The organism is Thermoanaerobacter ethanolicus JW 200 (genome assembly GCF_003722315.1).
Classification (GTDB): domain Bacteria; phylum Bacillota; class Thermoanaerobacteria; order Thermoanaerobacterales; family Thermoanaerobacteraceae; genus Thermoanaerobacter; species Thermoanaerobacter ethanolicus.
Map to the genome: position 1 here is coordinate 1,380,296 of NZ_CP033580.1, position 15,285 is coordinate 1,395,580.

General features: G+C 33.5%; 16 protein-coding genes. 11 read left to right on the forward strand and 5 right to left on the reverse strand.

The window, feature by feature from the left end:
* Positions 1–9: 9 nt before the first annotated feature.
* Complete coding sequence (locus tag EB239_RS06770; protein WP_003870305.1) at positions 10–1,758, reverse strand: ABC transporter ATP-binding protein; 1,749 nt, start codon at positions 1,756–1,758, stop codon at positions 10–12.
* A 100-nt stretch (positions 1,759–1,858) separates the two neighbouring features.
* On the opposite strand from EB239_RS06770, the gene EB239_RS06775 reads away from it, so the two are divergent.
* The 3 genes from EB239_RS06775 to EB239_RS06785 all read left to right on the forward strand — a co-directional run bounded on the left by EB239_RS06775 (position 1,859) and on the right by EB239_RS06785 (position 4,226).
* Positions 1,859–2,140, forward strand: coding sequence for a hypothetical protein (locus EB239_RS06775; protein WP_003870304.1), 282 nt, complete (start codon positions 1,859–1,861; stop codon positions 2,138–2,140).
* Between the two features lie 158 nt (positions 2,141–2,298).
* Positions 2,299–3,633 (forward strand): type I glutamate--ammonia ligase, encoded by a 1,335-nt coding sequence (gene glnA / locus EB239_RS06780; protein WP_003870303.1) that lies wholly within the window; start codon positions 2,299–2,301, stop codon positions 3,631–3,633.
* Between the two features lie 20 nt (positions 3,634–3,653).
* Entirely contained in the window at positions 3,654–4,226 is a 573-nt protein-coding gene (locus EB239_RS06785; protein ID WP_003870302.1) for an ANTAR domain-containing response regulator, read from the forward strand.
* A 20-nt stretch (positions 4,227–4,246) separates the two neighbouring features.
* Here EB239_RS06785 and iadA read toward each other — a convergent pair whose 3' ends face one another.
* Positions 4,247–5,422, reverse strand: coding sequence for a beta-aspartyl-peptidase (gene iadA, locus EB239_RS06790; protein ID WP_003870301.1), 1,176 nt, complete (start codon positions 5,420–5,422; stop codon positions 4,247–4,249).
* A 133-nt stretch (positions 5,423–5,555) separates the two neighbouring features.
* On the opposite strand from iadA, the gene pdxR reads away from it, so the two are divergent.
* Entirely contained in the window at positions 5,556–6,989 is a 1,434-nt protein-coding gene (pdxR, locus tag EB239_RS06795; protein WP_003870300.1) for a MocR-like pyridoxine biosynthesis transcription factor PdxR, read from the forward strand.
* Positions 6,990–7,011: 22 nt separating this feature from the next.
* Here the strand turns inward: pdxR and EB239_RS06800 are convergent, their stop codons facing one another.
* Together EB239_RS06800 and EB239_RS06805 are read right to left on the reverse strand one after the other, a co-directional pair.
* On the reverse strand, positions 7,012–7,410 hold the full coding sequence (locus EB239_RS06800) for a bactofilin family protein (RefSeq protein ID WP_003870299.1): 399 nt from the start codon (positions 7,408–7,410) through the stop codon (positions 7,012–7,014).
* Between the two features lies 1 nt (position 7,411).
* The gene (locus EB239_RS06805; protein ID WP_003870298.1) at positions 7,412–8,317 is read right to left on the reverse strand and encodes a M23 family metallopeptidase; all 906 of its coding nucleotides are present in this window, start codon (positions 8,315–8,317) and stop codon (positions 7,412–7,414) included.
* Between the two features lie 173 nt (positions 8,318–8,490).
* Here EB239_RS06805 and EB239_RS06810 point away from each other — a divergent pair, with 173 nt between their 5' ends.
* The 5 genes from EB239_RS06810 to EB239_RS06830 all read left to right on the forward strand — a co-directional run bounded on the left by EB239_RS06810 (position 8,491) and on the right by EB239_RS06830 (position 11,577).
* Positions 8,491–8,832, forward strand: coding sequence for a hypothetical protein (locus EB239_RS06810; RefSeq protein WP_003870297.1), 342 nt, complete (start codon positions 8,491–8,493; stop codon positions 8,830–8,832).
* A 65-nt stretch (positions 8,833–8,897) separates the two neighbouring features.
* Positions 8,898–9,149, forward strand: coding sequence for a YkuS family protein (locus tag EB239_RS06815; protein ID WP_003870296.1), 252 nt, complete (start codon positions 8,898–8,900; stop codon positions 9,147–9,149).
* 18 nt (positions 9,150–9,167) lie between these two features.
* On the forward strand, positions 9,168–9,371 hold the full coding sequence (locus EB239_RS06820; protein WP_003870295.1) for a hypothetical protein: 204 nt from the start codon (positions 9,168–9,170) through the stop codon (positions 9,369–9,371).
* A gap of 192 nt (positions 9,372–9,563) precedes the next feature.
* Positions 9,564–11,090, forward strand: a complete 1,527-nt coding sequence (gene hutH, locus EB239_RS06825; protein ID WP_003870294.1) for a histidine ammonia-lyase — start codon at positions 9,564–9,566, stop codon at positions 11,088–11,090.
* Between the two features lie 10 nt (positions 11,091–11,100).
* Positions 11,101–11,577, forward strand: a complete 477-nt coding sequence (locus EB239_RS06830) for an HDIG domain-containing metalloprotein (protein WP_003870293.1) — start codon at positions 11,101–11,103, stop codon at positions 11,575–11,577.
* Between the two features lie 21 nt (positions 11,578–11,598).
* Here EB239_RS06830 and EB239_RS06835 read toward each other — a convergent pair whose 3' ends face one another.
* A complete protein-coding gene (locus EB239_RS06835; RefSeq protein WP_003870292.1) occupies positions 11,599–12,750 on the reverse strand; it encodes an amidase domain-containing protein in 1,152 nt (383 codons plus the stop codon).
* A 143-nt stretch (positions 12,751–12,893) separates the two neighbouring features.
* On the opposite strand from EB239_RS06835, the gene EB239_RS06840 reads away from it, so the two are divergent.
* Together EB239_RS06840 and EB239_RS06845 are read left to right on the forward strand one after the other, a co-directional pair.
* On the forward strand, positions 12,894–13,616 hold the full coding sequence (locus EB239_RS06840; RefSeq protein ID WP_003870291.1) for an ABC transporter ATP-binding protein: 723 nt from the start codon (positions 12,894–12,896) through the stop codon (positions 13,614–13,616).
* Complete coding sequence (locus EB239_RS06845) at positions 13,613–15,277, forward strand: putative ABC transporter permease subunit (protein ID WP_451919114.1); 1,665 nt, start codon at positions 13,613–13,615, stop codon at positions 15,275–15,277. Before EB239_RS06840 ends, EB239_RS06845 begins: the two co-directional genes overlap by 4 nt.
* The last annotated feature ends 8 nt before the right edge of the window (positions 15,278–15,285 follow it).

A 15,285-nucleotide genomic window follows, 5' to 3' on the forward strand; every position in this document is an offset into this window, starting at 1 on the left:
ATCACCGCCTTAAACCTCTTTTAATATTGCATCTTCTAATTGCTGTTTTTCATATATGCTGTTATAAAGACCTTTTAGCTTAATAAGTTCTTCATGGGTTCCCCTTTCAACTATTTCTCCATTATCTAATACTATGATTTCATCAGCGTTTTTTATAGTAGAGATTCTATGAGAGACGATTATAGTTGTTCTATCTTTCATATATTCGCGTAAATTGTTTAGTATGGTTTCTTCTGTGTTTGTATCTACAGCAGAGAGACTATCATCTAAAATAAGGATTTTTGGTTCTTTTATTAAAGCCCTTGCGATAGCTATCCTTTGCTTTTGACCGCCTGAGAGAGTTACTCCTCTTTCGCCTACAATTGTTTGATATTGCTGTGGAAAGTCCATTATATCTTTATGTACATCTGCCATTGAAGCAAATTCTTGTATTTTTTCTAGAGGCTCTTCATTGACAAAGGCTATATTATTGGCTATAGTATCTGAAAATATAAAGTTGTCCTGAGGTACAAAACCCATGTTTTGTCTTAGAACTTTTAAAGGTATTTCGTTGATGTCATGCCCATCAATAAATATGGTATCTTGCGGTACTTTATAAAGTCTTGCAAGTAAATTTACAAGAGTGCTTTTACCACTGCCGGTTTTACCTATTATAGCCAGAGTTTTTCCCTTTGGAAGACTTATATTTATATTTTTTAAAACAGGAGGTAGGCCTTTTTTATAAGAAAATGAGAGATTTTTTATTTCTATATTTCCTTCAATTAGTGTAATATTTGGATCTGCATAGTTATCGGTTATTTCTGGTACTTCACTGAAAATTTTATTAAGCCTTTCCATAGAAGCAGAACCTCTTTGAAAAATATTTATCACCCAGCCAAAAGCCATCATAGGCCAGATGAGCATTCCAAGGTAACTGGTAAATGCTACAAAATCACCCAAAGTGATTAGCCCTTTTATTACTTGTATTCCACCGTAAAGCAAAGCTATTGTAAAACTTAATGCTGCTAAAAATTGAACAGTAGGGTCAAATAATCCCCAGATTTTAATCATGTTCATATTTGTTTTAAAATTTCTTAAATTTTCCTGTCTGAAGTTTTCTATTTCTTCTTTTTCTTGAACAAAGGCTTTAATAACTCTGATACCGGATATGCTTTCTTGAACTTTATCTGTTAAAGAGGAAAAAGCTTCTTGAACTTTTAAAAATCTTGAGTGAATGAGTTTGCCAAAGCGAGTGACTACCAATGCGATAATAGGTAAAGGCAGAAGTGCTAATATAGTCAATTTTGGATCGATAGTAAAAATCATTATGATTATTATGGATATGCCTAAAAATAATGCATCTACAGACATTACAATTCCAGGTCCTACTGCCATTCTGACGGCGTTTATGTCATTGGTGGCATGAGCCATTAAATCACCTGTTTTGTGTTCATTGTAATATTGTGGCGAAAGTTCAAGAAACTTAGCAAAAAGTTGTTCCCTTAGTTCTTTTTCCAAAAGCCTTGACATCCCCATTATTTTCATACGCCAAATAAATCTAAAAGCAAATACCAAAATAGCTATACCTATTATCCAAAACGAATACGTTAATAGTACTTTTGGAGTTAAATCTTTACTTTTAAATAAATCAGTTACTGAACCTAGTAAATGGGGAACTATCATTTGAAGCAAGTCTACTGCTAATAAAAAAATTATACCTATTATGTAATCCCACTTGTGCTTTTTTATAAATGGAATAACTATTGTAAAACTTTTCATAAAATCCCCCCTGAAACTACAGACAGGCATAATTATTTTTGGATATAATATAATTATAACGTAAACATTTAAAATTTCAAAAAAGGAAGGAGGTGTTAAAATGTGGAATTATAAACTCAAAAAAATATCTGTTTTGTCAGTTTTTAAATTTACTTTGATTTACGGGATTGTGATAGGCCTAATTCTGGGACTCATTGGTGGTTTATTTGGTGGACTTTTTGCAAACAGCTTTGGAGCTTTTGGTGCAGGAATAATTGGTGGCCTCATTGGCGGAATAGTTTATGGCATAATTTTTTCTATAGTTAGTGCTTTTGGAGCATGGCTTTTCAACGTAGTTTCTGGCTGGATTGATGGCATTGACATACTAGTAGAGAAAAAATAGCAAAAAATTATTAAAACTATATTGCACTGTGAAAAAAATGTGATATAATATTTCTTAGTTAAAATTTAATAATAATTTATAGGGAAGGCAAGGGCGTCTTCAAATGGGTATTGGCACCCTATTTGAGTGCGCCCTTAATTTATTAGAGGAGGAAGATTATGGGTAAAAAATATAGCAAAGAGGATGTTTTAAAACTGGCAAATGAGTATGGAGTGGAATATGTACATCTTCAATTCAGTGACATCTTTGGAGTCATGAAAAATGTTTCTATCCCAGTAGAAGAACTAAATAAAGCTCTCAACAATGAAATTATGTTTGACGGATCTTCAATTGACGGATTTGTGAGAATTGAAGAATCAGACATGTATTTAAGGCCGGATCCTGATACGTTTGTGATCTTCCCATGGAGGACAAACTCTGGTGTAGAGGCAAGACTCATATGTGATATTTACAATTACGATGGAACTCCCTTTGAAGGAGACCCTCGCTATGTTTTAAAAAGAAATTTAGAAGAGGCGAAGAAATTAGGTTATCAATTTAATGTAGGGCCTGAATGCGAGTTTTATCTCTTTTTGACGGATGAAAAGGGTAATCTTACAACAATAACTCAAGACGATGCAAGTTATTTTGACATGGCACCTGTGGACTTAGGAGAAAGCGCAAGAAAAGAAATGGTATCCACTCTTAAGCAACTAGGGTTTCAAATTGAAGCATCTCATCATGAAGTAGGACCAGGACAACATGAGATAGATTTCAAATATGACGATGCATTAACTACTGCTGACAATGTGATGACTTTTAAAATGGTGGTAAGAATAATTGCTCAAAAACATGGGTTACACGCCACCTTTATGCCAAAACCAGTTTTTGGCATTGCAGGTTCTGGAATGCATATGAACATGTCACTTACAAAAGATGGTAAAAATGCTTTTTATGACCCTTCTGACCCTATAGGGCTAAGTAAAGTATGTTATAACTATATAGGAGGAATTATAAAACATGCAAAAGCTATGACAGCTATTACTAACCCTATTGTTAATTCTTATAAACGCCTAGTTTCAGGCTATGAAGCTCCTGTAAATATTGCTTGGTCTGCAAGAAACAGAAGTCCTTTAATACGAATTCCTGCCAAAAGAGGAGAATCTACAAGAATAGAGCTTAGAAGTCCTGATCCAACCAGCAATCCTTATCTTGCTTTGGCTGTTGCATTGGCAGCAGGATTAGATGGTATAAAGAATAATATAACACCGCCACCACCTGTAAATGCAAATATATACCATATGAATAAAGAAGAATTAGAAAACTTAGGAATTGAAAGACTGCCAGGCTCTTTAGAAGAAGCTTTAAACGAGTTAGAAAAGGATGAAGTTATAAAAGAAGCATTAGGCGATCATGTGTATACAAAATTCTTGGAGGCTAAAAGAGCAGAATGGGATGAGTACAAAATATACGTTACTCAGTGGGAATTAGATCAATATCTTTCTAAATTCTAAGTTAAATTAGAGGTGTCTCGATGAGCCAATGGCGAATTGTTTTAGCAGACAGTAGCGATTTGTCTCGGCAGTTCATAAAGAATGTGTTATTAGCGAATGGACACTTGGTTTATGAAGCGAGAGATGGCGGAAGTGCTATAAGGCTTTGTCGCGCTCTCGCTCCTGATTTAGTTATAGCGGATTTGAATCTTGCCAATATAAATGGTTTTGAAGTTGGACGCATTATAAATGAAGATGATATAGCACCTGTAATTTTGATGACTTCTACTCTTCAAAGAGATTTTCTTGAGGAAATAAGAAAATATTCTGTATTTTCTTATTTATTAAAACCAGTAGACAGAGGGGTACTTTTGTCGACAGTTGAATTTGTCATAGAAAATTACAAAAAGTTTAGGAGCATGAAAGAAGAAATTCAAAAATTAAAGCATGAACTTGAAGCGAGAAAAAAGATTGAAAAAGCAAAAGGGTATATTATGAAAGCTAAAGGATTGAGTGAAGAGGAAGCTTATAAAATTATGAGAAAGATGAGCATGGATTTGTCAATTCCAATGGAAATAATAGCTGAAATGATATTGCAAGAATATAAAGAATAAGAGGCGTGAGACCGCCTCTTTTATTCTTCAAACATGCTTTTTTTTACTATTTTTTTATCTTTTATCATGAATACTCCTTTTGCAATAACAGAATGAATATTTAAATTGCTATCTAATACTACTATATCCCCGTCTGATTTTTCCTTGATACACCCCTTGTTTGGATATAAATTCAACACTTTTGCTACATTTTCTGTTATTATTTTAATTGCTTGTTCTATTGGCAGTATCCCTTCCACTATAACTTCTCTTAAATCGCGGTATAGAGTTTGTGCACTTCCCACCATAACCTTTACCAATCGCTTATTTTCATCAAATACTGGAATGCTACCGTTACTGTCAGAACTCATAGTTACCTTTTCTATTGGCAATTTATTTTCTATAATTTTTTTAATTGCTTCTTTAGGGGTTAAAGCAGTTTTTGTGTGGGCGTCCGGCTTTATATCAGAAGTAAGGTCAATTACGCCACCCATTTCTATAAATTTCAATCCTTGTTCAAATAAATGTCCTATTCTGTTTATATGAGTAGGAACAAATTGCGTAATAGGTATTTCAGTATTTTCCACTATTTCAAATAACGGGGACAATCCTCTTATTCCATCTCCAACGTGTAAGTGAACTATTCCAGGTTTACCACCCAAAAGTCCTCCAACTCTTGCTTCTGCAGCAAGTTTTGTTAAATCTTCAGTAGTTGGTTGTGCAGACCTGTGATCTGAAATGGCAATTTCTCCAGTACCTATTACTTTGTCGATTAAAACTAAATCAGACCTTACACTTCCTGTTAAAGTGCGGGTGGGAAGTTCATAAGCACCGGTATATATGTAGGTAGTTATGCCTTCTTGCTCTAAAGCCCTCGCTTTTGCAAGAAGAGAAGCCATGCTTCTGGTTATTCCATCTGCTCCCAAGAGGCCTACAACTGTAGTTATTCCACCTTTTGTGATATCAGATAGAGTTATTTCAGGTGTCCTTGTGACTGGTCCTCCTTCTCCACCGCCTCCTGCGATGTGGACGTGTTGGTCAATGAATCCGGGAACTATGATAAAGCCTTGCAAATCTACAATTTCTACATTTCCAAATTCCTTCATAGGTTTTATTTCATCAGCAATTCTTATTATTTTTCCATTGCAGATTAAAATATCTTTTCTACCTAAAGGCTGAGGAGAGTAAACTTCTCCACCTTTTAAAAGTAAAAACATGATCTCACCTCATTTGGTTTCTTTATAATATTTCTTCTCCCATATCCATTATAATACATTTTAAAATTAAAAAGAATTTTTGTCATGATAATGATATAATAATTGTAGCGATACAATTTTGCGAGGGATGGATATGAATAAAATAACAATTGATAAAAGTAAAAATGTACCTTTGTATATTCAGTTGTACAGCCAAATAAAAAGATTTATAGAGAATGGCAGCCTGCCAGGCGGTTATAAACTCCCCACTATAAGAAGCCTTGCAAAGGAGTTGGGAGTAAACAATATTACAGTGATAAACGCTTATAAGCTTTTAGAACAAAATGGATATGTATATACTAAGGTAGGAAGTGGTACTTATGTATGTGAAGATATAAAAAAAGAGGAGGACCTTGATGAAACCTTTAAATTAACAGACCAAGGAGAAATTCCCTTAAGGAAAGGAATTATAAATTTTGCTTCTTCATCTCTTAATCCAGAGCTTTTTCCAGTGGAGGATTTTGGAGATTTAATCAATAGAGTATTGAGAAGAGATGGAGGATATGCATTTGAGTATCAAGACACAAGAGGATATAAACCATTAAGAGAATCTATAAAAGAATTTGTAAAGAAAGATGAAATATTTACTTATGTTGAAAATATACAGGTAATTTCTGGGGGACAACAAGGTATAGATGTAGTATCGAAAGCGCTAATAAATTTTGAAGATAGCATAATTGTTGAAAGACCCACCTATTCGTGGGCTTTAGCCTCTTTTGAATCGAGAGGAGCAGAGATTTTAGAAGTAGATTTGCAAAAAGATGGCATAAATTTAGAGGAATTAGAGGATAAGTTAAAGAAGTTTAAGCCTAAGTTCATATATACTATACCTAATTTTCACAATCCGACCGGCATTGTCTATAGTGAGGATAAAAAAAAGAAACTGATAGAGCTAGCGGAAAAATACGAGACTTATGTATTAGAAGATGATTTTGCCAGTGATTTAAGTTTTACAGAAGAAAAGATATTGCCACTTAAGGCCTATGATAAATATGACAGAGTCATTTATATAAGAAGTTTCTCAAAGATATACATGCCTGGCTTGAGGTTAGGGTTTATAATTGCTCCTGAAAGGTTAGTAAGTAGTTTTTTAAAAGCAAAATATGTGACAGATTTATCTACTTCAGGTTTAATGCAAAGAGCCTTTGATTTATATCTTAGAGAAAATATTTGGAAAAGCCATATTGGGGAAATAAAACAAGTGATGAAAAAAAGATTTGAAAAGATGGGTAAAGGGCTTCAAACATTAAAAAATTATGTAGAGTTTGAATATCCTAAAGGGGGTTTTTACTACTGGTTAAGGCTTAAAAACAATATTTCTGCTAAAAATTTGTATTCTAAATGTTTAGAGAGAAATTTACTTATAGTTCCAGGGGATATGTTTTTTGCAATAAAAAAAGAAAACAATTTTATAAGATTAAGTTTTGCCTCTTGTGAGCTGGAGGAGATAGAAAAAGGGATAAATATACTGAAAGAGGTTTTAGAAGGAGAATCTAATGAAAACGGCATATATCTTCCTATAATATAAAAAAGGCCGTAAGATGGCCTTTTTATTTTGTTTGTTCATCTTTTTTGTTAAAATCTGAAGGAGAAGACTTTGTCATTTTAGACTTTCCTTCAAAAATAGCTCCCTCTTCAATTATCAAATTTTGAACTTCTATATCTCCATAAAGTTTTCCAGTAGAAGTAAGTTGTAGCTGGCCTTTGGCAAATATATTTCCCTTTACTTCACCTGAAACGATTATATTATCTGTTGTTATATTCGCTTCTATTTTTGCTGACTCACCTATTACAACATTTCCTTTTGTTTCTATTTGACCTGTAAAATTACCGTCTATCCTTAGAGTGCCTTCTGATTTAATTGTGCCTTCAAAAGTTGAATTTTTTCCTATGACGGTATCAATTTTGTCTGGATTAACTTCTACAATCTGTTCTCTTTTTTGAAACATATCAATTCCCCTTTGCAAGATATTTCATTGGATCTACAGGATTGCCATTTACTCTAATCTCAAAGTGAACATGAGGTCCAGTGCTTCTTCCGGTATTTCCTGATTTTGCTATTATATCGCCTCTTTTTACACTTTGACCTACTTTGACAAGAATCTGAGAATTATGTCCATATACTGACTGAATCCCATAACCATGGTCTATGATTACCACATTACCATATCCTGATAACCATCCTGCATATGTAACTACACCTTTTCCAGCGGCTTTTACTGGAGTTCCTACAGGTACCGATATGTCAATTCCAGGGTGAAATTCACTTCCATATCCAAAAGGAGACTTTCTCGTTCCAAAAGAGGAGGTTGTTGCACCATATACTGGATAAACACTGGGTATTGAATTCAGATAATCAAGTCGAGCTGCTACTTTTGAAATAAGGTCTTGTAAATTTTGTGTTTTTTGATCTATTTCCGAAATAAGTTCAGCGGTTGTTTCATTGTCATAAGATATGTTGCTTTCACCTCTAATATCTCTTGATACATTGCCACGGCTTGGAGTGGAAGTGGATAATCCCACCATACGCCTTACCTTTTCTTCTAATTCATCTAAGCTTTTAATTTTTTCATTGACCAATTGAGCATTTTTGTCTAAAGTAGCTATTTTTTTGTCTTGTTCTTCTTTAAGGGAGGTTAGTTGCGCGATTTTTTTATCTTTTTCTGCTATTACAGTGTATAGGTAAGCAGTTGTTTTGCCAAAATAGACTAAAGAAATTGTAGCAGCCATAATTATTGAAAAAGCCACTATTACTACGGTTTTTATAAGGGGAATAGAAATTTTAAAGCTTTTGATTTGTTGATTTGAATCAGGAATAATCATAATATTGAGGTATTTTTCTTTTTTCTTTTTCATTTATACCCCCACCCTAAAAAAATGGACAACTATACTTATTCTATATAAAGGTGTCAAAATCCTGCTAAAAAATCAAATTTTAAATTTTTATAATATTATGATAAATTATTTTAATTTGCTTTTGTGATATAATCAAAATGTAATTTATAGAAGTGGAGAAATTGAGGTGGAGTATGAAAAAAGGAATTATTTTAGGAATTGTGTTGGGAATAATAGCAATAGTGCTTAACATTATAGTAAATGGTTTTTTTACTTCTTTCGTATATTATAGCAATTATCTTTTTTTAATAGGAGTTGGTATAGGATTATTAGGGGGCGTATTGTATATTTCTTATTGGATCAATGATTTAAGACTTGTCAAAAAAATTTATTATAAAGAAGAGTTACCAGAACGGCGAGATGAGATAAAATTTATAAAAATATGGGGAAGCTATCTTATTATTGCCATGTTAGTAATGTGGTTTTTGTCTTTCATAGTTGTCTTAGTCGGAGAAGCAATTAGAGGTATAAAATAATTGGTATAGAGAATACTACTATTTGAAAATACTACTATTTAATAAGAGCTACAGGAGGTGTTGGTGTGGGGAAAAGAGTAGCGGTAGAAAGTCAGCTTTCCAATATTAAAGAGTATTTAAAGCAAAAAGGATATGAAGTTGTAGAATTAAAAGAAACTCTTTCAGAAAAAAACAATTTAAATGCCTATGATGCCATAGTTATAACAGGGCAAAGTAGAAATATGCTAGGCATAGATGATATTTCGACAAAAGTTCCGGTGATAGATGCAACGGGAATGAGTCCTTTTGATGTAGAAGAAAGTATAAAAAGATTATAATTACAGGTGGTGAATTTTGTGGTAAGTACTGAACAATTGAAAGCTGTAGGAAGAAGCTGTGAGGATTTTGAGTTAGATCCATCTCGCTATGGAAATAATTTGAGTATGTCTGTGTCTTTACAAGAAAGAAGCTGCGAAATATGTCAACATTGGGATGTGAATAGAAAAATTTGCAGAATAGGAGTTTTTGATGAAGTTTTATCAAGCCTTGATCAGACTTAAATCTTGAAATGTCAAAAGGATTTTTTTAAACTTTGTAGAATATAATATACTTATAAGACTAATTTAAGGATTTAAGTGTGGGATAGAAATGAGAGGGAAAATTTTACAATTTAATAATAAAACGCGAGAGGAAAAGCTCTCGCGTTTTTTGTTTTATTGCGATAAAGAATTAACGTAAAAAGGAGGGGGATTATGGGAAAGGTCATAATAGATGGCAATAATCTTACAATAGAAGATGTAGTGCACGTAGCAAGAGATGGGTATAGAGTAGAACTTAGCAATATTGCTGAAGAGAGAGTACTTCATTCTAGAAAAATAGTAGAAAAATATGTAAATGATGAAAAAGTAGTTTATGGAATCACGACGGGTTTTGGGAAATTTAGCGATGTCGTAATATCTAAAGAAGACACAGAAATTTTGCAAAAGAATTTGATTATGAGCCATTCTTGTGGAGTAGGAGAACCATTACCGGAAGAAGTAGTAAGAGCAATTATGCTTTTGAGGGCAAATGCCCTTGCGAAAGGTTTTTCAGGTGTAAGGCTTGAAACTTTAAACACGTTGATTGAAATGTTAAATAAAGGAGTAACTCCTGTTATACCTGAAAAAGGATCTTTAGGAGCAAGCGGAGACCTTGCACCTTTAGCTCACATGGTTCTTGTGATGATAGGGAAAGGTGAAGCTTTATACAAAGGTGAGAGAATGACTGGAGAAAAAGCAATGAAAGAGGCAGGGATTAGTCCAGTTGTTTTGAGTTCAAAAGAAGGTTTGGCTTTGATAAATGGCACTCAAGTTATGTCAGCAATAGGATGCTTAAATGTATATGATGCTAAAAGACTTATAAAATCTGCTGATGCTGTATCTTCTATTACTTTAGAAGCTTTAAGAGGAATAATTGATGCTTTTGATGATAGAGTCCAAATGGTGAGGCCTCATAGAGGTCAGATGATCACTGCTAAAAATATAAGAAAAATGTGTGAAGGAAGTACTCTAATAACGAGACAGGGAGAAATACGGGTTCAGGATGCTTATACCCTAAGGTGTATTCCACAAGTCCATGGAGCTATAAGAGATGCTATTGAATATGCGGAAGAAGTTCTTACAAGAGAGATAAATTCTGCAACAGATAATCCTTTAATTTTCCCTGAAGATGGCGAGGTGATATCTGGGGGCAATTTTCACGGAGAGCCTATTGCATTAGCAATGGATTTTTTAGGTATTGCAGTTTCTGAAATTGCTAATATTTCTGAAAGAAGGATTGAAAGGCTTGTAAATTATCAGTTAAACGACCTTCCTCCTTTTTTGACTGAAAAAGGGGGACTAAATTCTGGTATGATGATAGCTCAATACACAGCAGCTTCTTTAGTGTCAGAAAATAAGGTTTTGGCGCATCCAGCTTCTGTTGATTCTATACCATCTTCTGCAAATCAAGAAGACCATGTGAGTATGGGCACTATTGCTGCGAGAAAGGCAAGGGAAATAATAGAAAACGCTACAAGGGTTATAGCAATAGAACTTATGGCAGCTTTGCAGGCAATGGAGTTTAGGAAAGGTTTTAAAAAAGGGAAGGGCTCTCAAATAATATATGATTTAGTAAGAGAATACGTTAAGCCGTTGGAAGAAGATAGGGAGCTTTATATTGACATAAATGCCTGCTTTAATATTATAAAATCAGGTAAAGTATTGAAGGTCCTTGAAAAAGAAGGTATAATATTAGAATAAAGGTGATTTTGTGAATAGGATAAAACAATATTTTAAAGCTAAAAGAGCTAAAATTTATGAAAAAGATTATCAATTTTTACTTGGATTCCTAAATGAAAAGGAATTAGAATATTTTAATAAATTGCCTGTTTATGAAAAAAGGCATTCATTAGATGTGTGCTATTATCTTATTAATAAATACGGAATAGAAGACCAAGACCTTTTAAAAGCGGCTCTTTTTCATGATATTGGAAAGATAAAAGCGAAAATTACTCCTGAAAGAAAAGCCATGACGGTGATTTTAAAGAAAATTCCTTTTTTGGCTAAGTTTCTTGAAAAACATATATATTTTTTTAAAGTCTATTATAATCATGCAGAATATGGTGCAGAAATTTGTAAGGAAATTGGGTTAAATGAGAGAATAGTAGGCATTGTAAGGCAGCACCATGACAAAAATCTTATGGATGAGGATGTTATAAAACTTCAAGAGGCAGATGAAAAAAATTAAAGATAGAATTTTTCTCTATCTTTAATCATTTATATGTATAAATCTATAAATCACTCTCTTATCCCATCCTAAGTCAAAAGGGACATGGTATCTATCGGAAGTATGAGTATTTACAACGGGTATCCCTATAGAATCAAAACCTGTAACTACGCCAAAGTGTACTATTTCTCCCTTTTCTTCATAGCATATAAGGTCTCCTTTTTCAATTTCTCTTATGGCACCTTTTGGGTGCTGTTCAGTAGGCTTTACCATATCTAAATAGTATCCTTTTGCAATTAATTTACCTTTTCCTGTATAAATGAGATAGTTAAAAAGAGCGGGTGCTTGTGCCCAAGCGGTGGAAGAGTCTTTGCCGTTGAAGTTCCATACATAGTCCATTGGAAGGCCTCCTCCTTCATGTAATACTTGAGAGACGAAATTGGTGCAGTCTCCTCCTACCCCGTTATAATCCCTATATTTTGGATTGTACTCGTAGTTATTGCCGCTTCCCCAAGCAGCTCCTGCGTATTTGTCAGCATAAGCTACTGCTCCTTCTCTGTCGTATTTACCCTTCTTTTTAGGCTTTGCTTCTTCTTCAGTTTCTGGCTTTGAAGTAGTAGGTGCAATTTCAGGCATTATGCCTTCAGCAGGAGCAGCATCTATATAGGCGGAATCTTCGTCAAGAGGGTCATAGTACCAATCTCTTCTTATAAGCCATTTTCCATCAACTTTTACAAGCTGTACAGAATGTCGTATACCTAATCCCATGTAATTTATTACATCACTTTTTATGTTGTAAGCGTATCCCATTTTCATAGTTTCCACAAGGTAAACCCATACGGAATTTTCGCCAGCTTTTACACTTTTTATCCTGTAAAAAGATTCTGCTTCTGTAAATTTAAGATTTCTTTTTTCTGACCATCCTTTAACGTATTCAACTCGCCTCCTTTCATGGTCCAATGCCCATTTGCCATAAGTGGAAGATTTGTCATAAAAGCCTTCTATCTCTTTTAAGTCACCGCTTAAAAGCACACTTCCTCTTTTTTTAAAAAATTCATCCAGTACAGTTTTTATCTCTTCTTTGTTGTTTGCAACTGTCTCTATGGTTTTATTGAAAAAGGAAATAGAAAAGTAAGTTAAAAAAATGAGTGCTAGTAAAAGGAGAATTGGTTTGTAATATTTTTTGGTGTCCAATTGCTCTCCTCCCTGCCAATGTAATTCAAAATAATAATATGAAGGTTAAAAGTTTTTTAACACTATCTTTTTATTAATTTTATTGGCAAATTTTAAACAATTTTATGTTATAATAGAAAAGTGAGAAAATGGAGGTGTAAAACTTGATAGAATTAAAAGGTGTTTCAAAATCTTATAACAAAGTTAAAATAAAAGCTGTTGACAACATTGACCTTGTTGTAAATCCTGGTGAAATATTTGGATTTTTAGGTCCTAATGGGGCTGGCAAAACTACCACGATAAAAATGATAGTAGGCCTTTTGTCCCATGATACAGGAGAAATTAAAGTAGACGGAATTGATATTGACAAAAATCCTATAGAGGTCAAAAAGCGCATAGGATATGTTCCAGATAGCCCTGATATTTATGACAAACTGACAGGCATAGAATATCTCAATTTTATTGCAGACGTATACGGGGTATCTGAAAAAGAAAGGAAAGAAAGGATTGAATATTTTGTTGAAGCTTTTGAGCTAAAGAATGCTATTGGAGACCTAATACAGACCTATTCCCACGGAATGAAGCAAAAAATTCTCCTTACAGCCGCACTTATTCACAATCCTTCTGTTTGGATTTTGGATGAACCAATGGTAGGATTAGACCCGAAATCAGCATTTTTACTCAAAGAGTTGATGTCAAAGCATACAAAAGCAGGTTTTACTGTATTTTTCTCAACTCATATATTGGAAGTTGCTGAGAAGCTCTGTGATAAAATAGCAATAATAAACAAAGGCAAAATAATAGCTTATGGTACTATGGAAGAGATAAAGAGCCAACATGAATGGGAATCTTTAGAAAAAATATTCTTGGAGTTGACAGAAAAATGAGGGAGTTTTTATCGTTTTTAAGAACACAAATGAAAGTTTATTATGGCATTTCCGCAATGAAATACAAATATTTTGTAAGAAAGAAAGATTTATGGGAAATAGTGCTTGCTACATTTGGAATAGCTGTTGGCGGTGGAACATTGCTTTTTATGTACATAATGTATTTAAACAGCATGTATGCAGCAAGCATGTTAATTAACCAGCCTCAGCTTATGTCTGTGACAGTCCTTCTTTTAGCTCAGCTCTTGACATTGGTATTCGGCTTTTTTTGGACTATTTCTGTGTTTTATTTTTCTGATGATATAAATATTTTGCTTCCTCTTCCTATACAGCCTTATAAAATAGTTTTGTCAAAATATAGCATAATTTTATTGAATGAATATGTTACATTGGCATTTTTAATGCTACCAGCAATCTTTATATATGGCATTGGCACGCAGGCAGGAATTTTATACTATCTCGTTTCATTTATTGTATTTATATTTACACCTATTATACCTCTTTCTATTGCGGCAATTGCTTCTGTTTTAATTATGAGATTTGTAAATTTGAAAAGGAAAAAGGACTTGTATACAGTTATAGTGAGTATATTAGCGCTAATTTTCTTCTTTACAATACAATTTTTTATCAATCGGATTCCTCAAAATGGAGAACAACAGGCAATAGAAAATTTTATTTTGCAAAATGCTAACCTTGCAAAGATGATATCTAGAAGTTTCCCTCCTGCTTTATGGGGAGCAGTTTCTATGACGGATTATAATACTTTGTCAGGGGTTTTAAATCTTTTGATGTTTATCGCTGTATCAATAATATTTACAGCCGTTTTGGCTGTTTCTGCTCAAAAAATGTACTTAAAAGCTGTAATTTCAGGGCAAGAGGTTGAAGCAAAAAGAAAAGAAGTTTCATTGAAAAAAGAAATAGTGAGATCCAGCCTATTGAAGGCATTACTGTTAAGGGAATGGAAGCTTTTTATAAGAGTTCCTGTATATGCTATGAATGTGTTGCCTGTGGCTATAATAATTCCCTTTGTGTTTCTTGTTTCTTTTGTGGGGAATCCACAAATTGGGCTTGAAATGGCTATAAAATACACCTCAGCTCCTGACGGCTGGTTTTGGGTTTCGATGATAGGGCTTTTCTTTTCTCTTTTTGTAGCAGGAAGTAACAGCCTTTCCTCTACTTCCTTCTCTAGGGAAGGAAAAATGTTTTACATATCAAAATTGATGCCTGCAGACCCTGCAATACAGTTAAAAGCAAAATGGATTTTTGGTATAATTATTACAATAGTGATTATACTTCCTACATATGTATTGGGCTGGTATCTTTTTAAAATACACCTTTTAAGTATGGTAATACTGATTGTTTTAATGCTTATAGGCATTTCCGCAGTAAATATACTAAGCCTTTTGATAGACGCCATGAAGCCTTCCTTTGAATGGGAGAATCCTCAAAAGGCTATGAAGGGGAATTTAAATGTGCTTTTGAGTCTTATACTGACTACTATTTTGATAGGGTGCATTGTTGGAATTGTGTTGTTACTAAAGAAATTATATGTTTCTGAAATAATAATAACTTTAATAATAGGGATTTTGCTCATTTTATTAAACTTAGGTGTTTATTTATTGGCAAAAAGTGTTGTAAAAAAGCTGTACAAAGGAGAATGAAGGAGGAA